This window comes from Enterobacter sp. HMSC16D10, from assembly GCF_001807145.1.
Classification (GTDB): Bacteria; Pseudomonadota; Gammaproteobacteria; order Enterobacterales; family Enterobacteriaceae; genus Enterobacter; species Enterobacter roggenkampii.
Genome location: NZ_KV787915.1, coordinates 19,992 through 43,790 on the forward strand (window position 1 = coordinate 19,992; position 23,799 = coordinate 43,790).

Consider the following 23,799-nt stretch of genomic DNA (forward strand, 5'->3'; position numbering starts at 1 on the left):
GGAGTTCCCCCTGGAACACATCTCAACCACCACGCTGATCGTTATCCTGATCGTCATGGTGGTCATCTCCGCCTATTTCTCCGGCTCGGAAACCGGCATGATGACCCTGAACCGCTACCGGTTACGTCATCGTGCTAAACAGGGTAACCGCGCCGCCCGTCGCGTTGAAAAACTGCTCCGCAAGCCGGATCGCCTGATTAGCCTGGTGCTCATCGGCAACAACCTCGTCAACATTCTGGCCTCTGCGCTCGGCACCATCGTCGGGATGCGCCTGTACGGCAACGCCGGGGTCGCAATTGCCACCGGCGTGCTGACGTTCGTGGTGCTGGTGTTTGCCGAAGTGCTGCCAAAAACCATCGCCGCGCTTTACCCTGAAAAGGTCGCCTATCCGAGCAGCTTCCTGCTGGCACCGCTGCAGATCCTGATGATGCCGCTGGTCTGGCTGCTGAACATGGTGACGCGCGTCCTGATGCGGATGGTGGGAATCAAAGCCGACGTCACCATCAGCAGCGCGCTCAGCAAAGAGGAGCTGCGCACTATCGTGAATGAATCACGCTCGCAGATCTCCCGGCGCAATCAGGACATGCTCCTGTCGGTGCTCGATCTGGAAAAGGTGAGCGTGAACGACATCATGGTGCCGCGTAACGAAATCGTCGGTATCGACATCAATGACGACTGGAAAGCCATCGTCCGCCAGCTGACGCACTCCCCGCACGGGCGCATTGTGCTGTACCGCGACTCGCTGGATGACGCCATCAGCATGCTGCGCGTGCGCGAAGCCTACCGTCTGATGACCGAGAAAAAAGAGTTCACCAAAGAGGTGATGCTGCGCGCCGCCGACGAAATTTATTACGTGCCGGAAGGAACGCCGCTCAGCACGCAGCTGGTGAAATTCCAGCGCAACAAGAAGAAGGTCGGCCTGGTGGTCAACGAGTACGGCGATATCCAGGGCCTGGTAACGGTCGAAGATATTCTGGAAGAGATTGTCGGGGACTTTACCACCTCAATGTCGCCTTCCCTCGCGGAAGAGGTCACCCCGCAAAACGACGGCTCGGTGCTGATTGACGGAAGCGCGAACATTCGTGAACTCAACAAAGCCTTTAACTGGCATTTGCCGGAAGATGAGGCTCGCACCATTAACGGGATGATTCTGGAAGCGCTGGAAGAGATCCCGGCGGCGGGCACGCGGGTGCGCATCGAGCAGTACGATATTGATATCCTGGACGTGCAGGACAATATGATCAAGCAGGTGAAAGTCCTGCCCGTTAAACCCCTGCGCGAAAGTATCGCGGAGTAAGGTTGTAGGCCGGGTATGGCGAACGCCGCTACCCGGCACTACGGATAGCGAATTACGCTTTCGCTTTCGCCACGGTCACCATCGCAGCGCGGATGGTACGGCCGTTCAGGGTATAGCCTTTCTGCATCACGCCCAGCACTTTACCGGCTTCAATCTCTTCAGATTCAACCATCGCAATCGCCTGGTGAACGTTTGGATCCAGCGGAACGTCGGTATCGGCAATCACTTCCACGCCAAACTTACGCACTACGTCGAGCATGGATTTCAGCGTCAGTTCGATACCTTCGATCATTGCGGCGTTGTCCGGATTCGCTTTGTCAGCCACTTCCAGCGCACGATCGAGGCTATCGATCACCGGCAGCAGTTCGTTGACGAATTTCTCCAGCGCAAATTTATGCGCCTTCTCAACGTCCTGCTCGGTACGACGACGCAGGTTTTCCATTTCCGCCTTGATGCGCAGAACACTGTCGCGTTCGCGATTCTGTGCTTCTACCAGCTGGGCTTCCAGATTCGCAATTTTTTCATCGCGCGGGTCCACCTGCTCAGCAGATGCGTCTGGCTCTACAGCCTCAACTTCATCGTGCTGTTCCGTGATAATTTCTTCAGGGGCTTGCCCCTCAGGCGTTTTCTGTTCTTTACTACTCATGAATTTCTCCGCGTTTTTCTGCATTCATCTCGCTAACTTCGCTTATTATGGGGATCAGTTTCCGGGATTCAAGGGAACAAGACAGATTGTCATCATTCATCAGGCACAAGGACCTCCAGAAAATGAATAATCATTTCAGGTGTATTGGGATCGTCGGGCATCCGCGTCACCCTACCGCACTAACGACACATGAAATGTTGTATCGCTGGTTGTGTAGCAAAGGCTATGAAGTGATGGTCGAGCAGCAGATTGCCCAGGAACTGCAGCTGAAGAGCGTCAAAACCGGCACGCTGGCGGAAATTGGCCAACAGGCCGATCTCGCCGTGGTGGTGGGCGGCGACGGCAACATGCTCGGCGCGGCCCGCACGCTGGCGCGTTATGACATCAAGGTCATCGGCATCAACCGTGGCAATCTCGGTTTTTTAACCGACCTCGACCCGGACAATGCGCAGCAGCAGCTGGCCGACGTGCTGGAAGGCCACTATATCAGTGAAAAACGCTTTTTACTGGAAGCGCAGGTGTGCCAGCAGGACTGCCAGAAACGCATCAGCACCGCCATTAACGAGGTTGTCCTTCACCCTGGCAAAGTGGCGCACATGATCGAGTTCGAAGTCTATATCGACGAGATCTTTGCCTTCTCCCAGCGTTCTGACGGGCTGATTATCTCCACCCCGACCGGCTCAACCGCCTACTCGCTTTCTGCCGGCGGCCCGATCCTGACGCCCTCATTGGATGCCATTACCCTGGTGCCGATGTTCCCGCACACGCTCTCCGCCCGCCCGCTGGTGATCAACGGCGACAGCACGATCCGTCTGCGCTTCTCGCACCGCCGTAACGACCTGGAGATCAGCTGCGACAGCCAGATAGCGCTGCCTATCCAGGAAGGTGAAGATGTGCTTATTCGCCGGTGTGATTACCACCTGAATTTGATACATCCAAAAGATTACAGCTATTTCAACACATTAAGCTCGAAGCTTGGCTGGTCAAAAAAATTGTTCTGATTTTGCATCCAGGACTTTACTGTATATAAAACCAGTTTATACTGTATGAAAACACAGTTATGGTTTTTCATACAGGAAAACAATTATGCTGGCACAACTGACCATCAGCAACTTTGCCATTGTTCGTGAGCTTGAGATCGATTTCCACAGCGGCATGACGGCGATCACCGGGGAAACCGGTGCGGGTAAATCCATTGCCATTGATGCCCTCGGCTTGTGCCTTGGCGGCCGCGCCGAGGGCGACATGGTGCGCATGGGCGCAAACCGTGCCGACCTGTGCGCCCGTTTCTCCCTGAAAGACACCCCTGCCGCCCAGCGCTGGCTGGAACAGAACCAGCTTGAAGATGGACGTGAGTGTTTACTTCGCCGCGTTATTAGCAGCGACGGTCGCTCACGCGGCTTTATCAACGGCACGGCGGTCCCGCTCTCCCAGCTCCGTGAACTCGGCCAGCTGCTTATCCAGATCCACGGTCAGCACGCGCATCAGCAACTCGTTAAACCCGAACAGCAGAAAGCGCTGCTGGATGGTTATGCGGGTGAGTACGCGCTTACTCAGCTTATGGCAGAGCACTATCGCCAGTGGCATCAGAGCTGCCGCGAGCTCGCTCAACACCAGCAGCAAAGCCAGGAGCGCGCCGCCCGTGCGGAGCTGCTGGAATACCAGCTCAAAGAGCTGAACGAATTCAACCCGCAGCCGGGTGAGTTTGAGCAAATCGACGAAGAGTACAAGCGCCTGGCGAACAGCGGTCACTTGCTCTCAACCAGCCAGAATGCGCTCAACCTGCTGGCGGATGGCGAAGACGTGAACCTGCAGAGCCAGCTGTATAACGTCCGTCAGCTGCTTACCGAACTGGTCGGCATGGACAGCAAACTGTCTGGCGTCCTGGATATGCTGGAAGAGGCGGCCATTCAGATTTCTGAAGCCGGTGACGAACTTCGCCACTACTGTGAGCGTCTGGATCTCGACCCGAACCGTCTTTTTGAGCTGGAGCAGCGTATCTCCCGTCAGATCTCGCTGGCGCGCAAGCACCACGTTACGCCGGAAGAGCTGCCGGGCTACTATCAGTCTCTGCTGGACGAGCAGCAGCAGCTTGACGATCAGGCTGACTCGCAGGAGACCCTCTCTCTGGCGGTGAATCTGCACCATGAACAGGCGCTGGCGACAGCGCAAAAGCTGCATGAAATTCGTCAGCACTATGCTCAGGAGTTAAGCCAGCACATTACCGACAGCATGCACACGCTGGCGATGCCGCACGGCGTCTTCACCATTGACGTTCGCTTTGAAGAGAACCACCTGACGGCGGAAGGTGCAGATCGTATCGAATTCCGCGTCACCACCAACCCGGGGCAGCCGCTGCAGGCGATCTCCAAAGTGGCCTCAGGCGGTGAACTGTCGCGTATTGCGCTGGCGATTCAGGTGATCACCGCGCGTAAAATGGACACCCCGGCGCTGATTTTCGATGAAGTGGATGTCGGCATCAGCGGCCCGACGGCGGCGGTGGTGGGTAAACTGCTGCGCCAGCTCGGCGAATCCACGCAGGTGATGTGTGTCACCCACCTGCCGCAGGTCGCGGGCTGCGGTCATCATCACTTTATTGTCAGCAAAGAAACCGACGGAGAAATGACCGAAACGCACATGAAGCCGCTGGATAAACGTGCGCGTCTGCAGGAGCTGGCACGCCTGCTCGGCGGCAGCGAAGTCACGCGTAACACACTCGCGAACGCGAAAGAACTGCTGGCGGCATAAACTTTTTCGGGATCTCAGGGTCATACAGAACAACAAAAACGCCGCCAGACCGGTTTCAAAGTGGGGCAAGGTCTATTATCATCGGCATATTACATATGAGCCGCGTTCTGCTCGGGCCCGAAAAGGAATCAAATCACTATGCGTTGTAAAATGCTGACCGCTGCCGCAGCGGTTCTTCTGATGTTGACCGCAGGCTGTTCCACTCTGGAGAAAGTGGTTTACCGTCCTGACATCAACCAGGGGAACTACCTTACCCCTAACGATGTGTCCAAAATCCGCGTGGGGATGACACAACAGCAGGTCGCTTATGCACTGGGAACCCCGATGATGTCCGATCCGTTCGGCACTAACACCTGGTTCTATGTATTCCGTCAGAAGCCGGGCCATGAAGATGCGACCCAGCAGACCCTGACGCTGACCTTCAGCAGCGCCGGTGTGTTGACCAACATCGACAACAAGCCAGCCCTGACTAAATAATCCGATGTCAGAAATGCAAAAAGGTGCTCATTGAGCACCTTTTTTGTATCTGAGTTCTTACGAAGAATCGTAGCCCCGCTAAGCGCTGCGCCACCGGGGAAGAAAGCGCTACTTACTGGCCTTCTCCGCGCGTTGGCGACGCAGCTCTTTCGGGTCGGCAATCAGCGGACGATAAATCTCCACCCGGTCGCCCTCTTTCAGCACATCGCCCAGCTTCACCGGACGGCTATAAATCCCGACCTTGTTCTTCGCCAGGTCGATATCGCTGCGAAGCTCGAGGATGCCGGAAACACGGATGGCCTCCTCAACGGTCGCCCCCTCCTCCAGCGTCACGCGCTGCAGATACTGCTTCTCCGGCAGCGCGTACACCACTTCTACAGCAATCTTATGCGACACTGTAAACCTCTTTGGCGCGGGTGGTGAACGCCTGAACCATATTCGATGCCAGCTCTTTAAAGATGCGGCCAAACGCCAGCTCAATCAGCTTATTGGTAAACTCGAAGTCCAGATGGAACTCAATGCGGCAGGCGTCAGCGCTCAGCGGCGTAAACTTCCAGCCTCCCATCAGGGTCTTGAACGGACCATCCACCAGATGCATCAAAATGCTCTGATTGCTCGTCAGCGTATTGCGGGTGGTGAACGTCTTGCTGATCCCCGCTTTGGAGACATCCACCGCCGCGGTCATCTGCGTCGGGCCGGATTCCAGAACGCGGCTCCCGGTACATCCCGGGATAAACTCTGGATATGACTGAACATCGTTCACTAACTGATACATTTGTTCCGCGCTGTAAGGCACAAGCGCAGTACGGCTAATCTGAGGCATAGCATTTTCCATGGTCACACAACGGACAAATAATAACATTTATCACCTGTTAAAAAAACGCTAAGGCTCATCTCGTGCTAAGATAGCGCGTTAGACCTCACAGGACGCAATGAGGTGACTTTTTGAAATCAGATTACCGACGGCTTTACGACACTTATGACGAAGAAAAAAGCACATAAACCAGGCTCGGCGACCATTGCGCTCAACAAGCGTGCTCGCCACGAGTATTTCATTGAAGAAGAATTCGAAGCTGGCCTTGCGTTGCAGGGCTGGGAAGTAAAATCGCTGCGCGCCGGGAAAGCCAACATCGGCGATAGCTACGTGATCCTGAAAGATGGCGAAGCCTTCCTGTTCGGCGCGAACTTTACGCCGCTGACCGTCGCATCTTCACACTATGTGTGTGACCCAACGCGCACGCGTAAGTTGCTGCTGAACAAGCGTGAGCTGGAATCCCTCTACGGACGCATCAACCGCGAAGGTTTCACCGTGGTCGCCCTGTCGCTGTACTGGAAAAACGCCTGGTGCAAAGTGAAAGTTGGCGTCGCGAAGGGTAAAAAACAGCACGACAAACGTACTGACCTGAAAGAGCGCGAGTGGCAGCTGGACAAAGCGCGCATTATGAAAAACGCAGGACGTTGATTCTGCACACTTATTGTACTATTCAATAAGTTAGCGTTCCGGGCTGGTATCCAGGAAGTGAAATCTGGTATACTCAGTTCAACACTATTGGGGCTGATTCTGGATTCGACGGGATTTGCGAAACCCAAGGTGCATGCCGAGGGGCGGTTTGCCTCGTTAAAAGCCGCAAAAAAATAGTCGCAAACGACGAAAACTACGCTTTAGCAGCTTAATAACCTGCTCTGAGCCCTCTCTCCCTAGCTTCCGCTCTTAAGACGGGGATCAAAGAGAGGTCAAACCCAAAAGAGATCGCGTGGAAGCCCTGCCTGGGGTTGAAGCGTTAAAACTAATCAGGCTAGTTCGTTAGTGGCGTGTCTGTCCGCAGCTGGCGTGCGAATGTAAAGACAAACTAAGCATGTAGTACCGAGGATGTAGAAATTTCGGACGCGGGTTCAACTCCCGCCAGCTCCACCACTTTTTAGTTGTTTGAAGTACAATGAAGTCTACTAAGCCCGCATGGAATCAGCCTTGCGGGCTTTTTTACGTCTATTGTCGTCCAGTGAGAATTGCTGAGAACTATCACATATGGCACCCTGAATGGGACCCACTAAGAAGGGTCCAAAAACCGAGGGTCCCAAAATGGCAAAAATCGCTAAGAAGCTCACTGACACTGAAATCAAAAGCACCAAGCCAGCCGACAAAGAAATCAACTTGTTTGACGGAGATGGTTTGATACTACGAATCGCTCCCCTCTCGAAAGGAGGAAAGAAGAATTGGTATTTCAGGTATGCAGTGCCAGTGAGTAAAAAAAGAACCAAAATGAGCCTTGGGACCTATCCTCACCTTACACTGGCAAGAGCAAGAGCATTGCGAGATGAATACCTTTCCTTGCTTGCCAATGGCATTGATCCTCAAGTCCATAACAACGATAAAGCAAATGCCTTAAAGAATGCTACTGAACACACTCTCCAAACCGTGGCAAGGAAATGGTTAGATGAGAAGGTAAAGACCTCAGGTATCTCACAAGACCATGCAGAAGACATCTGGCGAAGCCTGGAGAGAAATATCTTTCCTGGCTTGGGTAATGTTCCTGTCAATGAGATCCGACCCAAACTCTTAAAGCAACATCTTGACCCTATTGAGCAACGAGGAGTCCTCGAAACTTTACGGCGAATCATTTCCCGCCTGAATGAAATTTTCCGCTATGCAGCAACAGAAGAACTCATAGAGTTCAATCCGGCTGACAACCTTGGACAACGGTTCAGTAAGCCTAAAAAACAGAATATGCCTGCATTACCTCCTTCCGAACTTCCCCGCTTCCTGATTGCTCTAACCAATGCTTCTATCCGTTTAGAAACAAGGTTACTTATTGAATGGCAGTTACTAACTTGGGTCCGCCCCGGTGAAGCGGTTCGCACAAGATGGTCAGATATTGATATAGAAACCGGCATGTGGAACATTCCGGCTGAGTTTATGAAAATGAAGAAGCCTCACAAAGTTCCACTAAGCAAAGAAGCTTTGAGAGTCCTGGACTCAATGAAAGCCATAAGTGGGCATCGTGAATGGGTGTTTCCAAGCATAAAGGCTCCTCTTAACCATATGCATGAACAAACAGCTAATGCGGCCATAATCCGCATGGGCTTCGGAGGTGAGCTTGTAGCCCATGGAATGAGATCTATTGCCCGAACGGCCGCAGAGGAGTCGGGTAAGTTCAGGATAGATGTCTTAGAAGCGGCCCTTGCCCATTCGAAGAAAGATGAAATAATTGCAGCTTACAATCGTGCTGAGTATCTCGCAGAACGGGTAGTTCTCATGCAATGGTGGAGTGATTATGTTTCATCTCAAAAATACAAGGCTGACGCAGCATAACCCTCCAATGATGCAGCAGTACTTTTCTAGAAAATCTAAGTTAATGATCTAAAATGAATAAAAATAAAAACCCTCATCAAAGGTTACATATAGGCTACATATGAAAAGAATAATCTGTTATCTCTTCACCTTACTCTTACTTGTTATCCTTGTGTATGCAGGATTAGTAAAGGGTGATGTGTTCCCTGAATGGATCATGAGCAAGAAGCTAATGATCCGTTGTGGACTGATCGGAGTGCTTGGTGGGACTCTTTACTGCCTCCGTGGTGTATATCTAAACAAGTGTGTCAGAAACTGCTGGGATGACCGTTGGTATGTCTGGTATGTATTAAGGCCTGTTGTCAGCGGTATCTGTGGTGTTGTGGCCTACCTGTTTCTAAAAGCAGGTTTGATAGTGTTAGATGCATCACAAAACGGTAGTGGTGGAGACTATGGATATATGGCATTTGCCTTCTTTGCTGGCTTGAATGTAGATAAATTCGTGGGCAAAATCGAAGATGTAGGTATGGCTATTTTTGGGATTGAAAAATCTCGCACAGCAAGGTCGGGTGATAATTCCGATCAGAAATAATTAAAAAGGATATGATATGACTGCAAAGATATCTTTTTTCCCCGTAGGTAATGGGGATATGACACTTATTCAAACCGAAGATGGAAAGAATATATTAATCGATTGTCGTATCAGAGATGGTAAAGAACATCCCGATGTTCGCTCACAACTTAGAGAAAAACTTTCTCGTAATGACGAAGGCCGTCTCTTTGTTCATCTCTTTATTTGGTCGCACCCTGATTCAGATCATTGCGATGGAGTATCTGATCACTTCCATTTGGGAAAACCTGAAAATTGGAGTGAAAGGAGTGATAAAATTTTCATCAATGAGATCTGGTCAAGCCCAATTGTATTTAGACGACATCATGCACAGAATCATCCTTTATGTGATGACGCAAAAGCTTTGAACGCAGAAGTCAAGAGAAGAGTCAATCTTTATAAAGAAAAGGGCTATTTGGATGGAGTCGGAAATCAAGTTTTGGTTTTAGGCAAGGACGATGGTGATAAAACGGATGACATACCAAATATTCTATTAGAATTAGATCAAAAAACTCGCTGGATTAACCAAAGCTATTCCTCATGTTTTGAAGCTCATTTACTGGGTCCTTCACCGAAGAAAGACCTTGATGAATTAGAAGATAAATTGGGTAAAAACCATTCCAGTGTAATAATGAATTTTGCAATAAAAGGTGGTAATAAAACTGCTTATTTTTTAAGTGGTGGAGATGCCGAAGTTGTTTGTTGGGAATGTGTAAGAGATCGTCTAACTGATAAATATTCAATGTCTTGGTTAGATTATGATATCTTACAAGCACCACACCATTGTTCATGGCATAGCCTTTCCCATCATAGTTTAAGTGATATGGGTGATGAAGCAGAAACATCAGAGAAAGCAATGGAAGTGTTCAACCGGGCTAAACAAAATGCTTTCATTATTTCCAGTTCAAAAGTAATTGAAGATGATGAGAAAGACCCTCCGGCCTATCGAGCAAAAGAAGAATACGAAAAAATTGTTGATAATGTGCAAGGTCAATTTTTATGTGTATCGGACCATAAAAAGAATGGAGAGAATATTCCGTTAGAGATTGAAATTTCCGATAACGGTATTAAGAAAATTGCTGCATCTGCATTAGGTATGGCTGAATCATCAAGTGCTGCTGTAAATAGACAAGGTGGTGGTGGTTATGCCTGATTGTCTTAGTAAAAAGATAGATCAGTTGAGCACAATCCTTGCACCTTATGGTGCAAGGAAGCTTTCTACGAATGAATTATCAAAATTCAACGATAAATATGTTTGTGCTTGGGAATTAGTAACTGATTTAGAATTTAGTAATGAACCAATTGTATTGCAACTAAGATACAAAACTCTTAGTCAATTTGACATTCCAGATGTGTTTATTTCCTCACCTAAAATTGATGTTTGCCAACTCCCGCACTTAGAAAAAAATGGCAAGTTATGTGTTTGGCCTGACAGTTATATCATCGATCATAATGATATGACCTATGCAGTCGATTTACTAAACGATGCTATACTAATGCTAAGAAAAGGAATAAATGGAGATTTAAGTGAGGATTTCATTGATGAGTTCCAGAACTATTGGATTTATCAATGTAATAAAATAGATCGACTTATAAGCCTGTGTGATCTAACAAATAAAAACACAAGGTCGGTTTTCGGTTATCGGACTCGAAAATTTGGAGTAATATACTCTGACACACAAAAAGAATTAATTAACTGGTTGGAAAACCAAAAAATATTGCCATTAGAATCGGATGAAAGTAATTCAAAAGATAAGAGAATAAGGCAACAGCAACTCTCTAAAATAATTTCAATTCCATTGATATTCTTCAATGAAGCCTGGTATCCGAGTCAGTATCCCAAAACTGCAAGGGATTTATTTGAACTCATAAATCAGCAACAGGAAGATTCAGAAAGCACTATTGAATTGATCTTAAGATCTTGTGCTAATATGTTCAATGTCAAGCCAATAATTCTAATTTCATTCCCAACTCCTTCTGGGATGAATATTATAGGAATACAGATTCCTAAGGGAGTTAGTGATCTTGCCTCAGACCGTTTCGATACCAGAGGTATTAGTCGGGGTCGATTCAGGAATACAGCTTTATTAGATGGTTATAGAAATTACATCGATGGAAAGATTTTAAAAAATAGAATAAGTCAAACAAAAACAGAAAATCTCATAGTAGACCGTTCTGACGATTCTTGGTTAACAGGCCGTGAGCATAACAAAACTTACAAGAAAATCTCTGAACATAAAGTAGCTATCGTCGGATGTGGTTCAGTAGGTTCTTCGGTATCAAGACTGTTACTTCAATCAGGTATTAGAAAAATGATGCTTTGGGATGATGATTTAATGAAGAGTGAAAACTCCTCTCGTCATCTATTAGGATTTGATTCTGTTTATAAAAATAAAGCATTAGCTCTTGCCTCAAGGCTACGGGAAGAGTTTCCAAATGCGTATATAGAAGCTTTTAATGAAGATTGGACAGAAGATTCCAAGAATAACCAGAAAATTGCAGAAGCCGATATTATAGTAAGCTGCACTGCACATTGGAATACTGAACAGCAGTTAATTAAAAGACAGTCGGAAGACATTCTTGGTGCTATTGTCTTTGCATTTGTTGAAGCTCATGCGATGGCTGGGCATGTAATAGTCAACCAAGTGGATTCTAATGCTTTTAATAGCTGGCATATTACAGAAGGTAAATATATAGGTGCATTAAAATATCCGGCTACTTACTGGAAAGAAAATACTCGCAAAAGGATAGCTGCATGTGCCGGAGAGTTCCAGCCATACGGAGCTATCCCATTGACTAATTTACATGCTCTAACTGCAAGAACGGTAATAGATCTTATTATGGATCGTTTTTCAAATAAATCTTTTGCTTATAGTTATTTAGGAAGAGAAACAGAACTTTTGGAATTGGGTGGAAAATGGAATAATAAATGGATAGCACAATTCGGAAATCCAGAAAAGGGTGATTGTATCATACCTCTTGTTTTTGAAAATTCTAATTGGGAAAAATGTGATGCATAAATTTCATTGTACCGAATTAGATTTTAAAATATGCATCAGCCAAAGCATAGTAGATGAGTTATTTTCTCACCGTCAAACTCACTGTTTTAGTAAAGAATCTGGAGGTATGCTATTTTCCAATAATCTCACTGATTCTGAGATTGAAATCAATAAAATAACCACACCAGGCTCTACTGATTTGAGGAAAAGAAATTATTTCAAGTTAGATGAGAAAAAAGCCAAAGAAGATATCATATCATTATTCAAGCAAGGTTTTCACTACTTAGGTGATTGGCATACACATAATGAAGGCGTGGCAAGCCCATCAGGAACGGATATCCGCAGTATCCAAGACTTATTTATCAAATCAGGTCATACAAGACCTTTTTTTCTCATGCTAATAATCCCAAACAAAGAAAATATTTCCAACTGTTATTTATCAGCAGCAGATGGGAAAAAAATATATACTTTCAAGTATATTTCAGATAAGGGGTTTTTTAATGAACAATGAATTATCTCAAAGCTAAATAAAATTTTAGTTAGAAATAATGGTGTTTGAATTTTCAAGGTGTACTCGGTTATTTTCATTGAGTTACACCATAAGTAGAACATAACAGGGTTATAGAGAATGATAAAAATAAAACATTTTATAATAAATTTCATGTCTGATAAATTAGATGAAGACTCACTTTCATTTTTAAAGATATCACTCTACACAATATATTTTACTTACTTGATTGTGATCGTTAATGATTGCAAAGGAATACCAATTCCAGCATATGTAGGATTTTATTTGATTTGTATTTCATCTGCTATAGCAATAACAAAGCAATACCGAAGAAGAGGGGAAATAATAAAAATAATAAACGATACAATTCTTTTTCTTGCTGCGGCTTTTGCTTCTATGAAAATGCTTTACATTATAAGTCCAATTGAAGATATAAGTGTATCATCTCTTGAAAAGAATTTCATTCCTTTTGCATTGAGATTTATTTTGATTGTTTGTTCTTTTACAAAAGCTTTCATGAGTGCGACCGATATTAAAGGAAAGCCATCAAAACCAGATCAAGAAGATTAAATGATAAAAAAAACGACAATGAATGGTATGGATATAATATCGACAACATACACAAACTCCTTGAATCTCCGCATGAAAATATCATTATCAAGATATAGGCCAATATACACAGCTACGATATTTAAGATAATTAAAATAAAAAGGAACCACCATTTTCTATTCATAACATAAATTTTCCGGCATGCAATTTAATAAATAAATACCATTATTTTTTTACATGTCAACCATCGCTACGCATAAATATAAAGCAAGGGCTAACTCATCGAAGCTCCGCTTCTTTGAGTTCCCTTGTTTTTCGCCCTTCGGTTGAAAAAGAAAGTCAAAGTCTAACCTAACTCATTGACATGAATTGCATTTCCACTATAAATATATAATGTGTTGCAAAGGAATTGCTCACTTTAAAGCGAATAAATATATAAAAAGGAGTTTATATGGGTAAAATAATAACATTGTCGTATACAAATAATTTCAAGCCTATTAGCGATAATAAATCTCAATCATTGCGAATACACTGTGTAAGTGTACGATTAAATAAAGAAGAGTTAGAGCTTCTCAATGCAAGCCGTGGTGATAAACGCAAAGGTGAATGGCTTCGCATGGCATCACTTCAAAAGCTTCCTCCGACCATTCCTGCAATCAATTTAGAAGTTTGGCAATCATTGTCTGATATATCTCAAAAGCTAAATCGTCTAATAATCCACCTTGATACTAAAAGCAGTAATAGTGAACTGACGAAAACAGAGATCTTCGCTGTTAAAAAGCAGATTAAAGAGCTTCGCTCATGTCTTACAGGTTCTGATCCGTCCGTAAGGTAGTTTTTCGCATGAAAGGAATGCAGAAGATCAAAAGGGGTAAGAGCTTCGCTGGTGTTGTTCGTTATGCATTGCAACCGGGAGCACATCATAAAAGCGATCCAGTCGTAATTGGCGGGAACATGTTAAGTAGCTCTGTTCTTGAACTGATTTCCGAATTCAATGGCACAAAACAGCTTCGGCTAGATGTCCAGAAACCGGTGTGGCACAACTCACTTCGATTACCTACGAATGAATCCTTGTCGAATGACCAGTGGGTAACCATAGCTGATGACTACATGAAGAGGATGGGGTTCAGTGATACTCACCTCCGTTGCTATGTGCTTCATAACGACGAAGGCCAGCATATACACATTATTGCCAGCAGAATCGACATAGCCGGTGGGAAACTCTACCTTGGCAGGAATGAGAACCTTATAAGTACCCGCATAATCAGTGAGCTTGAAATCACTCATAATCTAACAGTGACCAAAACAGCCTCAGCCATTGCACCAAAGCAACCGAAGCGGAAAAGAATCTCTCGCAACGAACAAATGCTATCAGAACGGACTGGTCTTCCCGCCCCTAAGGAAGCTCTCCAACAGATACTTGATAAAAGTTTGGCAGATACACCTGACCTTTTAACTTTTATCAAGAGGCTGGAAGAAGCAGAAGTCGGCTGGACGGCGAATGTCGCTTCTACCGGGAAAATGAACGGGTTCTCTTTTTCCTACCGCGATATAGCTTTCAAAGCTTCGCAATTGGGCAAGAGCTACAGTTGGGCAAATCTTAGTAACAGGCTCAACTACAACCCAGACCATCTAGAAGCTCTGCGAACCGGCATACCACCAGAAGAACCCCCTGCTCCTGCTCCTGCTCCTGCTCCTGCTCCTGCAACGATCTTAAGGACAACTGAGAGAAGGGAAAGTATCGGTGGAAAAATTGCAGAACTGGAATTACGGCTCAGAGAAGACAAACGGACCGCAATCGTAGAAAAGATTCTTCTAAAGAATACAGTCAAACAGCAAAAGCATCTCAGGCTCAGTAGCTGGTTTCCCTTTTTACAACGGCTCATAGAGCTTCTCCGAAGCTACGGTAAGAGCATTCTTCACAACAACCCTGCAAGATTCTCAAAAGTCTATGCAACTCAGCATCTAAAACCTGCAAGAAAAATTCGTTTATAGACAGTCAATTACAAATACTTTTCGTAACCGCACTCTATCTGTAGTAACAAATTTTCGTTTAGTCAAGAAAATATTGATCGTTATTACAGATCGATAATCTGGTTGTGATAGCCTGGACCTATCAAGAGCTAATCATCGATCGGTACAAGCAATTTTACTAAAGAGAGTCGGTCATCGAGAATCTCTGTAAACGCACCATTTAATCTGCAACCTTGAGGTTGATATGAAAAACGAAACAATAAAGTGCCCGTTCTGCTTCAAAGAGAGCCAGTTTGGAGTTAGCGTCTGCACTGGCTGTCATTCAACCATCAAATATGGAGCCGTTTCATCTTGGTTAGCTTTACTAATAGGAATTGTGCTGTTGGCGATAGCTTTCTTCATATTCGCTGTCAGTCAAAGTTTTATATTTGCTGTCGTTATCTATTTTGCATCAGCAATTTCTTTGAGATTCTATTTACGTAAGAAATTTGCACACAGAGCCGTTTTCACACATAAAAGCTAACCCTAATCAAATATAATAAGGAAGATAAAATGAATAAATTTATTGTAACCTCCTTTTTCATTGCAATATTTTTAATTTCTGGCTGTTCAACATCAGGGAACCAAAAAATCAAAAATGAAACGGCTCAAAGCCTTCAATCGAAAATAATTAAAAACAAAACAACTAAGGCAGAGCTACTTGTTCAACTTGGTGAGCCTGACACCAGAACGACTCTTGACGATGGCAACGAGCAATGGAGATATTTCATGTATAACAATCAGTTCAATGCCTCAACTTTTATCCCTGTTGTCGGTTTGCTAACTGGCGGCTCCCAGACTCAGTCTAAAACTCTCGAAATCGACTTCAATGGAGAAACCGTAAGCAAGTGGACATTCTCTACTGATAATAACAATACAAAATCTGGCATTCTTAATTAATCGTTTCCTGGACAAGAAAATGAATACATACTCAATTCTCGCAGTTATCCTTTCTACTTTTCTATTAACAGCCTGTAATTCCGAACCTTCTGAAAAAGACATATACAATGCTTTCAAAAGTGTTGTAGATAGATCAAATGCAAGTATGAAAGCTCTGAACTCAAGTATTCCCGAAAAAGATCTTTTAAGAATAGATTATGTTAAGAAACTAAGTTGCACAGAAGAAGCAAACAATGTTTACAACTGCATTGTCGATGCTTCTATCAGCAACATGAAACAAACAAAGCCTGTTAAGCTTGTGAAAGCTGATGGTGTCTGGAAAGAAGTTCAGTAGTAGCCTGTATCAATAAGTCTTTTTTAGCCCCTGCTTAGGGGCTTTTTATTACCTATAACCTGACGGTTCTTACTCGAACTTCATGGGTTAACTCTGTCTCAATTACTTTCATTTCATATTGTGCTCTGACAGTAGCATAGATTTCCTCTGCTTTTTCTTGATTGTTATCTATGTAATTAACAAGCGAGTTTAGCTCCCTAATCACTCCTTCTTTGTTATTTAATCGTTGTAGAAGATTGCTTGTCAGACTTTTGTATACCGAGCTAAACATAGCCATTATGTTATCAATATTACGATTGGATTTAGAATAAATCCTTTCAGGGTAGAAATACTTCAAATGGTATCCCACAAAAATTAAGTAAAGCTGGCATGAGAAACTTTTATCATGTGGCTGATATCGCTTAGAGATATATTTGTCTACGATAACGATAAGCTGTTCTTCCAGAGTAAATTCTGAATTGATATTTTTTTTGTCCATAAAATGCATCCTTGCATAATTGAAATAGTCTTCCTGACAATATATTTATATTTATCGCATTTATTTAACTTGTCAATAGATGTAACCTATCAATTGCTATTTTTTATTAAATGGCCTATTCAACTGTTCCATAGTAAGACCGTGTCTGTAAGCATTGTACTGCCAATAGCTAAATTGCTCTTTGTATCTATTGTTCTGTTTTTTCAACATTTCATTTTCGGCTTTAAGATTTAATATTTGTTGTGCCGCAATTGTTAAATTGGCTGGTTTCTTTAAGCCTGATTTTTTCAAATTGGACAAACTTTTCTTTGTTTTATATGCTTCAACAACTTCATTATGAGCACTTAAAGATTGCCTTGTGATTGTTCTGTTAAGATTTTTATATACTGATTCACATAAATCATCCCATGTGATTTTGCCGTCCCAAGCCAATATAATATTTGTAATTGTTTTTATTTCACTCCTGTTTAAATGTTTTGCCATATGTATCTCCTGTTTCAATTATTCAATAATTTATTAATTCTTTCCAAATTTTTCTCATGGTGTTGCAGCCATTTGTCTGCACCATAATCACCATTTTCACAAGCGGTCTGCGTTATACTCTTCAGTTTTGTTACTTTTTCTTGGATAGATTCAAGCTTCATTCTATCAATTGATTCCATGTCCAGTGCCTCATTGTCACATTCCAAAAACTGATTAATTTTATTACAAGGTTGAACCAAATAGTTATGCACACAGTAACCAAATTCTGTTAAGTGAATTGCCCCTTGATAAAGGTTATCGAAGTCAACTGGCGATTCAATTGAGGGAATTGACTCTCTCTTACAATAATTACTCTTGATCAATTTAATAGCTTTGATTTTATCTAACATATCTTCTTCCGACACATGGTTATAAACTCTGTTCTGATTAGCATTAATACGACCAGACCATTTAGCTATATCAAGTTCAGACATTTCACCATAGTGAGCTATTGTATTTAATAGATGCCGTGGTTGGTGTGAGCGAATAAGTAGTGGTTTACCCTCATCATCATAATACCCATATCGTGCAAATATATTTTTATACCCCACCTCAAAGCTTCTTTTACTTTGTATATCGCTAAAGAAGAAACTTTTAGTCGGTTTGTAAAATATGAAAATTGAAGCCATTCGTGATAAAGAAAATTGATCAGCATTGAGCAAGCATAAAGCATTACTAAATCTTATAGATTTCTCTTTATCGTACCATGGAAAGTCTCTGCTAAAACCAGAACTAATCATTTCCCATAGTTCGCACAATGAATAATTATAATCATTGGAGTTTAAGAAACTTTTTCCACCATCCAAACTCGTTCTTTTAATTTTTAAAACACATGATTTATGATCAAATAAATGATACCCCAGTGCATGGCAAACTTGTACAACGGTCAATTTAGTTTTTTCATCAACTGTTGGGCAAAGCTCATGTCGGTAAAATTTATCAGGGTGCTTTTCGCACCAGTGAGCAAGTGCTCTTGCATTTTGTGATAAGGAAAGTAATCTTCTAATCGCTTTCTTTGCAACTGGTATCATAACCCGTGGAATCCATTTGATATTAGGGCCATACCCCTTAACCGAATAAAATCTCAACCCATATCTTTCGATACCCTTGCCATCTATTTGTGTAATCTCACAATCAGCAGGTAAGGCTAAAATCTCAGAGATTCTGCTCGGACAACAAAGTAGAAGTGCAAATACTGAACTGGTGAACTTATCCCTTGGGCTCAGTAACTCATCATTTTTAGAAAAAATATCAGCAATAGCGAGTAATGCCTCTTCATCTGGTAACTTATCGCGTCGGTGATAATCCTCGATCTCAGGAAGGTAATTATTTTTGACTTTCTGTTTCACGTGGTTTTTCCATGAGATATATCCTGACTTAACAAGATTATGTTCACATAGAAACTTTGATATTTTTTCAAGCTGTATTCCACATTTAGCCAAAACGTTACCTTCAAAATATTTACTTCCGATCTGCATTGCCTCATCGAAAACAACGGCTGTAACATTATAAATGAGACCCGTGTTCTGAACCTGCAAAAGAGCCTGTTCGAGACATCGCAAGGCCATCATAATAGCCCCATAATTTTTCAATGGTTTCAATGAGTGTTGATATCTAATATATGCTTTCGCAAAATTGATATAATCTTCGTGCATTGCATCATTGGAATCAAAGACTTTATTTCCAACCCCTATTTTTCTAAATGTGACATATCCTTTCCAGGCATACTGGTTCCAATCCTGAGTTTGGGTTAGTCCGATCAGTTGATAGCGACAAAACTTTATAAATTCATTATAGTTGCTTTCTGCCGTAAGTTGTTTTTTAGATTTAAATAAAATAATATTATTCATTTGACATTTACCTCATCAATATCAACCGGCATAAAGAAAGCACATTTATCACAAGGGAAATTTTTATTTAAATTCCGACTTATGCATTTTTTTGAAGAGCAAAACTTAATATGATAATTCTCTTTCGAAGTGATTCCATTCATAAAAATATCAGCGATAAATGACAACTGTTCTGAAACTGCGGAATCAATTCTTTCAACACTGTCAGCATGATTTTTAATATAAATCCCCGCACTTGAAGTAGAGGAATGATCCAATAATTCAGCTATAGTATTAACATTATGCCCATCCTTAGCCAGCAAAGTTGCTATTGTATAACGAAGCCTACGAGGAGTAACATTTAGTATCGAACCGGTACGGTTGGATATTATTCCCCCATTATTAACAATACTTTTCAAAGCTACATTAGCAATTGTAGGCTTCGCATATAATTTATTATATCCCAGAAGAATTGAACCTTTTATGGATAAATCTGAGAGTTTTTCCTCATTTAAAAAAATAGGAACTTCTCGTTTAGAATAATCATCAAGAGTTTTTCCAAGAGCTTGCTCAACAAGTTTCACTGATTGATTGGCTTGCAATTGAACAATTGATGCAACCTCTGATATTATTGCAAGTTCTCGATATCGTAGTTCTTTACCCCGTTGTTTAACTCGTGGCACTGAAATTACATATTCTACTTTTCCATTATCTAAGTTCTTTTGAAGAAGGTTTTTATATTTCAACATAACTAACTGCTGAGGTCTTCTACCTGTAAGGCTGATCAATAGTGATATTGCATAATGTGGCAGTGACAGTTCACCTTTTCTATATGAATGATTCATAGCCTTAATCAAAGAAGTATGTTCTTCTTTAGTTAATGGTCCCTCTGTTGGATCATCTTGAAGCACAGACTGACCAGATTTCTTTATTTTTAGGTCCAAATGCTTTAACAGTTCTACCGCACTTTCATCTATTCCAGGATATCCTAACTCAAACCATTTAATCAAAAATGGTCGTAAAACACGAAATGATGCTGGGGCTTTTGATAATTTCTTATTTTGATATTCAATTAGAACTTTATCATCAATATGAGTAGGAGATAGTTTACGGATAAGACTCTCCATATTTCTAACAATATTTTTCACATACAAATAGCTGTTACTATTAAAATAATATTGTACTGTATATACAAATCCACAAATCAAATTTTCGTTCATAGAATATATTAAGTTTGTAAGATTGATTCCGTTGTTTTCAATCGAACTGACGATTTTATGTTCATGAATAGACATTTTATCAGGGTTATATTTAATTAAATTATTCATCAAATCCTCCTTTGAATAGTTGCTCTTGTTGTTCAAGTGCAGTTTTTTTCGATAGCTCAAAAATATGCCTGCGATTATAAATTATTGAAGTTTCTGATCCCGGTCGCCATCCCATGAGATAAGAACGGATTTGTTGCTCTTTTTCATCGGATATGTCCTGATTCTTGTCTATTGCTTTCGAAAACTCATAATTCCATGTGTGTCGTAATTTATGGCCTGTTAATCCACTTAGAAGCGAGGATGATTGACGAACAACACTCACTATCTTATGGTAAGAAGAAAATGACAGCGGTTGCCCTTGAGTCTTCCCTTCCTTATAGGTAATAAATAGAAAGTCATGCTTATTAGCATTTTGGACTTTCCTACGATCATTCAAGATATAATCTGAAATTTCATATATAAGGTTCGCATCAGCAATTAACTTCCTCTCACAAGTCTTCACTAATGGCTGATAAACTCGCGGATCTGTTTTATCATTTGCTCTCCTCCTTATTGCTATTGTCGATTCTAAAAAATCTATATCGCCAATTCGCAGATTCAAAAGTTCACCTGCCCTCAGGCCAAAGCAATGTAATAGAAGAAATATTAGATTGTTTCTTTTTTGCACTTTTTCCGTAAACGGGTTCAAGTTACTCCCTGGCGAAAGTATGCTAAACAAAGAATCCAGTTGTGCTTTGTCTAAGCTCTTTTCGATTTCCATATTATATTTATCATTATTTCTTGGTTTCTTTCTTTTTATGTGGTTAATGAACGCCATTACCTCCTTGAGAGTGTTTTTCTGACCTGCATGTGAAAGAAGTATTTTGCACAACCATTCAAGATAGTTAGCTACTGTTGTAATGCGAAAATACTTAGTTGGTTTTTTGACATTTGAAATCCTAAAATTACCATCCCCTCCATCTCGGAAATTTAATGAAGTAAATTCAATCAAATCCTCAATTTCATGAGGAGCAAGAAACAGCTTCTTCTGGATTCTTTCATCAATATTGATATTTTTTCTCATAAAGAATCGATATAACAATGAAATGCTACCGGCAATAACCTTCATTGTTGATATAGACTCTGACCGATTCCTGACTTGTGTTGTTATATACAAGTTAGGATAATACAATGGCTCACCAGTAGCTTTATTTACGACATGACAATATCTCTCACCATTTTCGAACATAAAAGAATCCACACAAATACTGCACATATTTCCCTCCTAAACTTTACAAAAAGTATAATTCCAATATATTATTAATAAGCATTTCGTAGATTTACAAATTTATTTGAATCGATTAAGATATTTATTTAAATTAAAACAGTGAGATAGACGATTATTCTTGTCAAATTATCATCAGGTAGATCTAGTTAAAATTATGTACACCTAATACCTCGAAAATTATCTCACTGCCTTGCGAATAAACGGTCATAAAAATAATGTAAGTTATTCTGTAAAGTTTTAAGCAAAAATATTCAGCCAAACTTTACATTTTCATAAAAATTTATTAATCCAATAGATATAGAATTATCCGCTTCGCCAAAAGTTTCATTTCATCAGGGCATTTAATTAACGAGAGCCAGGTCTCGTAAACATATATCTGTTTGGAAGCATTAAGCTCAGAGATCTCATCTAACGGTTTCCTTAGATTCCCTACTAAATACTGGCTTAACCAGTAAACAATCTTTCTGTTAAATTCATTATCAGGTAAATCATAGATTGCCCCCAACTCGAAGATCTTGTAAAAAAGATCATCGCCTAAATTGCACATATGGTTATCTTCACTCACAAATTCTTCGATATTCATAACATGTCTCCCCAAATTAACTAAGCAACATTATTTCGACTTGTTTCGATAACTGATTGAATCCACTCGTCAACTTCACTCTCGACAAAAGCAACGGCACGAACACCGATCTTCACTGGTGCCGGAAACCGACTTTCACTGATCAGACGATAGATCCAGGCTTTTCCGTAGCCAGTTCGTTCGAGAACTTCTGGTAAGCGTATGAGGCGGGTTGCTTGATTCTTCATTTTGTTTTCCCTTGTCGTTGCGGTGAAGTCACTATACGAACACTTGGGAAAAGAAAGGAGTGAAGCTCCTGAAGCGGAGGTTCTTCGCTGCTATGCAGGATAGTTTTCTCGAAGTTGGTGCCGTACAAAACAGGGGAACTTGAGAGTAGCTGAAATTCCCCTGTTTTATGGCAAGTGGCAAAATGGCCGGTTCAAAGTAAAAATCGCAAAAAAAAGCATCATTTACAATGATGCTTTTGGTTTTTCATGTTAAAAACAGACAGTTATAGATAAAATACTAATCCGATAGTTTCATTACATCAGAGACTTTCATTTGCTTCAAATGGCTATTTTTGTTCATGAAGTAATGGAATTGTCGGATAAAGTCAGTTGTGCAGGATTTAAGAGCCAAAGGCCTGTCGGTATCTTTGATTTGGCTGGACTGCCTCATTTCGCTTTCTTCGTCATCGTCTGTATACAGTAGTCTGGATAACCTGTCGTCAGAGACACGGATTTTTTTAACGGCTGCCCACACCAGGATATCCAGCATAGGTATTACACGATAGCTGATGAGTTTCTTGATAGTTCCGTATCCAAAACGAACAGATTCCAATGGGTTTTCATCAATACCCTTAACTTTACGCCATTGCGGTAATGCAGCTTTAAGCGACTCTGCAATCTCTTCGTCTGTGCCACTTGCCAAATCAATCTCGAACATGACTGTTCGTGTAAACTGATCGGGCATAATGTCTGAAAGTGATTCCTCTCGAAGCTCTGCGTTTATAGAATAATTGTCACCTTCATGCCAAACAAAACCTCCGCGTTGCATAGCAATAATGCTCGTTTCAGCAAGGCGATCAAGAGTTGTTAGAAAAAAATGGGGAGGCTGAAAAAGTTTGTTGGCAGGAGTCATGTATCCAAGTTGCCCTTCTGGAATCAAAAAAGGGTTGCCGGTGAAAATCTTTGAGAAGTAACTCATAAGAGTTCTGCTCTCAAACTCTTCCCGATACTCCTTAAAGAACAGATTCCGGGCCCATAACTCGTGATAGAAGTGTATTAATGAGAGATCTTCAAACTTGCGATAGTTATCTATGTTAAGCCAAGCTTTGATTTCTTTTGTATGCTCTAGAGACCAGTTGTTCAAAATCCATTCTCCACCTATGCTGGTACTGCCCTACGGGTACAATTCAGTTATGCTGAAAAACTACCGTATACACTAATCGGTGGAAAGCAGATCCTGCTTACGCAGTTCAACTCCCAGTTGGTAGCTGAACT

The 23,799-nt window shown here is 42.2% G+C and carries 26 protein-coding genes and 1 other RNA gene; 16 read left to right on the top strand and 11 right to left on the bottom strand.

Translation table 11 applies throughout. The features are described 5' to 3' along the window. Positions 1-10 precede the first annotated feature (10 nt). Positions 11-1,297, top strand: a complete 1,287-nt coding sequence (locus HMPREF3143_RS22290) for an HlyC/CorC family transporter (protein ID WP_025759264.1) — start codon at positions 11-13, stop codon at positions 1,295-1,297. A 52-nt stretch (positions 1,298-1,349) separates the two neighbouring features. On the opposite strand, the gene grpE is transcribed toward HMPREF3143_RS22290, so the two are convergent. Then, complete coding sequence (grpE, locus tag HMPREF3143_RS22295) at positions 1,350-1,943, bottom strand: nucleotide exchange factor GrpE (protein ID WP_008502499.1); 594 nt, start codon at positions 1,941-1,943, stop codon at positions 1,350-1,352. 122 nt (positions 1,944-2,065) lie between these two features. On the opposite strand from grpE, the gene nadK reads away from it, so the two are divergent. The 3 genes from nadK to bamE all read left to right on the top strand — a co-directional run bounded on the left by nadK (position 2,066) and on the right by bamE (position 5,168). Beyond that, positions 2,066-2,944, top strand: coding sequence for an NAD(+) kinase (gene nadK, locus HMPREF3143_RS22305; RefSeq protein ID WP_008502500.1), 879 nt, complete (start codon positions 2,066-2,068; stop codon positions 2,942-2,944). Between the two features lie 85 nt (positions 2,945-3,029). After that, positions 3,030-4,691, top strand: a complete 1,662-nt coding sequence (gene recN / locus HMPREF3143_RS22310) for a DNA repair protein RecN (RefSeq protein WP_044597776.1) — start codon at positions 3,030-3,032, stop codon at positions 4,689-4,691. 138 nt (positions 4,692-4,829) lie between these two features. Next, positions 4,830-5,168 (top strand): outer membrane protein assembly factor BamE, encoded by a 339-nt coding sequence (gene bamE / locus HMPREF3143_RS22315; protein WP_008502502.1) that lies wholly within the window; start codon positions 4,830-4,832, stop codon positions 5,166-5,168. Positions 5,169-5,276: 108 nt separating this feature from the next. On the opposite strand, the gene HMPREF3143_RS22320 is transcribed toward bamE, so the two are convergent. Both HMPREF3143_RS22320 and HMPREF3143_RS22325 read right to left on the bottom strand, forming a co-directional pair. Further along, on the bottom strand, positions 5,277-5,564 hold the full coding sequence (locus HMPREF3143_RS22320; RefSeq protein ID WP_070534303.1) for an RnfH family protein: 288 nt from the start codon (positions 5,562-5,564) through the stop codon (positions 5,277-5,279). Beyond that, entirely contained in the window at positions 5,554-5,991 is a 438-nt protein-coding gene (locus HMPREF3143_RS22325) for a type II toxin-antitoxin system RatA family toxin (protein ID WP_014832955.1), read from the bottom strand. The genes HMPREF3143_RS22320 and HMPREF3143_RS22325 overlap by 11 nt, the downstream gene beginning before the upstream one ends. 156 nt (positions 5,992-6,147) lie before the next feature. Here HMPREF3143_RS22325 and smpB point away from each other — a divergent pair, with 156 nt between their 5' ends. The 12 genes from smpB (at position 6,148) to HMPREF3143_RS25310 (ending at position 16,371) form a co-directional block, all read left to right on the top strand. Next, positions 6,148-6,630 carry an SsrA-binding protein SmpB gene (gene smpB / locus HMPREF3143_RS22330; RefSeq protein ID WP_008502505.1) on the top strand — a complete coding sequence of 161 codons (483 nt, stop codon included), beginning with the start codon at positions 6,148-6,150 and terminating at the stop codon, positions 6,628-6,630. Positions 6,631-6,719: 89 nt separating this feature from the next. Continuing rightward, positions 6,720-7,083: a transfer-messenger RNA gene (gene ssrA, locus HMPREF3143_RS22335) on the top strand. 165 nt (positions 7,084-7,248) lie between these two features. Beyond that, on the top strand, positions 7,249-8,478 hold the full coding sequence (locus tag HMPREF3143_RS22340) for an integrase domain-containing protein (RefSeq protein WP_042193617.1): 1,230 nt from the start codon (positions 7,249-7,251) through the stop codon (positions 8,476-8,478). A gap of 100 nt (positions 8,479-8,578) precedes the next feature. Next, positions 8,579-9,049 carry a hypothetical protein gene (locus HMPREF3143_RS22345; protein ID WP_042193563.1) on the top strand — a complete coding sequence of 157 codons (471 nt, stop codon included), beginning with the start codon at positions 8,579-8,581 and terminating at the stop codon, positions 9,047-9,049. Between the two features lie 16 nt (positions 9,050-9,065). Further along, positions 9,066-10,220, top strand: a complete 1,155-nt coding sequence (locus tag HMPREF3143_RS22350) for a ComEC/Rec2 family competence protein (RefSeq protein WP_057057019.1) — start codon at positions 9,066-9,068, stop codon at positions 10,218-10,220. Continuing rightward, positions 10,213-12,087 carry a ThiF family adenylyltransferase gene (locus HMPREF3143_RS22355; RefSeq protein WP_042193569.1) on the top strand — a complete coding sequence of 625 codons (1,875 nt, stop codon included), beginning with the start codon at positions 10,213-10,215 and terminating at the stop codon, positions 12,085-12,087. Before HMPREF3143_RS22350 ends, HMPREF3143_RS22355 begins: the two co-directional genes overlap by 8 nt. Beyond that, on the top strand, positions 12,080-12,577 hold the full coding sequence (locus tag HMPREF3143_RS22360) for a Mov34/MPN/PAD-1 family protein (protein WP_042193573.1): 498 nt from the start codon (positions 12,080-12,082) through the stop codon (positions 12,575-12,577). Before HMPREF3143_RS22355 ends, HMPREF3143_RS22360 begins: the two co-directional genes overlap by 8 nt. Positions 12,578-12,727: 150 nt before the next feature. Continuing rightward, positions 12,728-13,144, top strand: coding sequence for a hypothetical protein (locus HMPREF3143_RS22365; protein WP_126546651.1), 417 nt, complete (start codon positions 12,728-12,730; stop codon positions 13,142-13,144). Positions 13,145-13,575: 431 nt separating this feature from the next. Next, positions 13,576-13,959, top strand: coding sequence for a hypothetical protein (locus HMPREF3143_RS25300; protein ID WP_000516220.1), 384 nt, complete (start codon positions 13,576-13,578; stop codon positions 13,957-13,959). Between the two features lie 8 nt (positions 13,960-13,967). Continuing rightward, positions 13,968-15,119, top strand: coding sequence for a relaxase/mobilization nuclease domain-containing protein (locus HMPREF3143_RS22370; protein WP_042193578.1), 1,152 nt, complete (start codon positions 13,968-13,970; stop codon positions 15,117-15,119). Positions 15,120-15,650: 531 nt separating this feature from the next. After that, positions 15,651-16,037, top strand: coding sequence for a hypothetical protein (locus tag HMPREF3143_RS22375; RefSeq protein ID WP_023339480.1), 387 nt, complete (start codon positions 15,651-15,653; stop codon positions 16,035-16,037). Positions 16,038-16,056: 19 nt separating this feature from the next. Next, entirely contained in the window at positions 16,057-16,371 is a 315-nt protein-coding gene (locus HMPREF3143_RS25310) for a hypothetical protein (protein ID WP_042193583.1), read from the top strand. A 52-nt stretch (positions 16,372-16,423) separates the two neighbouring features. On the opposite strand, the gene HMPREF3143_RS22380 is transcribed toward HMPREF3143_RS25310, so the two are convergent. The 8 genes from HMPREF3143_RS22380 to HMPREF3143_RS22405 all read right to left on the bottom strand — a co-directional run bounded on the left by HMPREF3143_RS22380 (position 16,424) and on the right by HMPREF3143_RS22405 (position 23,668). Then, positions 16,424-16,849: a hypothetical protein gene (locus HMPREF3143_RS22380; protein ID WP_042193586.1), complete on the bottom strand. Its 426-nt coding sequence runs from the start codon at positions 16,847-16,849 to the stop codon at positions 16,424-16,426. Positions 16,850-16,945: 96 nt separating this feature from the next. Continuing rightward, on the bottom strand, positions 16,946-17,332 hold the full coding sequence (locus tag HMPREF3143_RS22385; protein ID WP_042193589.1) for a hypothetical protein: 387 nt from the start codon (positions 17,330-17,332) through the stop codon (positions 16,946-16,948). A 14-nt stretch (positions 17,333-17,346) separates the two neighbouring features. After that, a complete protein-coding gene (locus HMPREF3143_RS22390; protein WP_042193592.1) occupies positions 17,347-19,221 on the bottom strand; it encodes a DNA-binding protein in 1,875 nt (624 codons plus the stop codon). Further along, entirely contained in the window at positions 19,218-20,528 is a 1,311-nt protein-coding gene (locus tag HMPREF3143_RS25315) for a tyrosine-type recombinase/integrase (RefSeq protein ID WP_042193595.1), read from the bottom strand. The genes HMPREF3143_RS22390 and HMPREF3143_RS25315 overlap by 4 nt, the downstream gene beginning before the upstream one ends. Next, entirely contained in the window at positions 20,521-21,723 is a 1,203-nt protein-coding gene (locus tag HMPREF3143_RS22395) for a tyrosine-type recombinase/integrase (protein ID WP_070534304.1), read from the bottom strand. Before HMPREF3143_RS22395 ends, HMPREF3143_RS25315 begins: the two co-directional genes overlap by 8 nt. Before the next feature lie 295 nt (positions 21,724-22,018). Beyond that, positions 22,019-22,318: a hypothetical protein gene (locus HMPREF3143_RS22400; protein WP_042193601.1), complete on the bottom strand. Its 300-nt coding sequence runs from the start codon at positions 22,316-22,318 to the stop codon at positions 22,019-22,021. Positions 22,319-22,338: 20 nt separating this feature from the next. Next, on the bottom strand, positions 22,339-22,545 hold the full coding sequence (locus tag HMPREF3143_RS25320) for a helix-turn-helix transcriptional regulator (RefSeq protein WP_042193603.1): 207 nt from the start codon (positions 22,543-22,545) through the stop codon (positions 22,339-22,341). Positions 22,546-22,822: 277 nt separating this feature from the next. Continuing rightward, positions 22,823-23,668: a DUF6387 family protein gene (locus HMPREF3143_RS22405; protein ID WP_042193606.1), complete on the bottom strand. Its 846-nt coding sequence runs from the start codon at positions 23,666-23,668 to the stop codon at positions 22,823-22,825. Positions 23,669-23,799 lie beyond the last annotated feature (131 nt).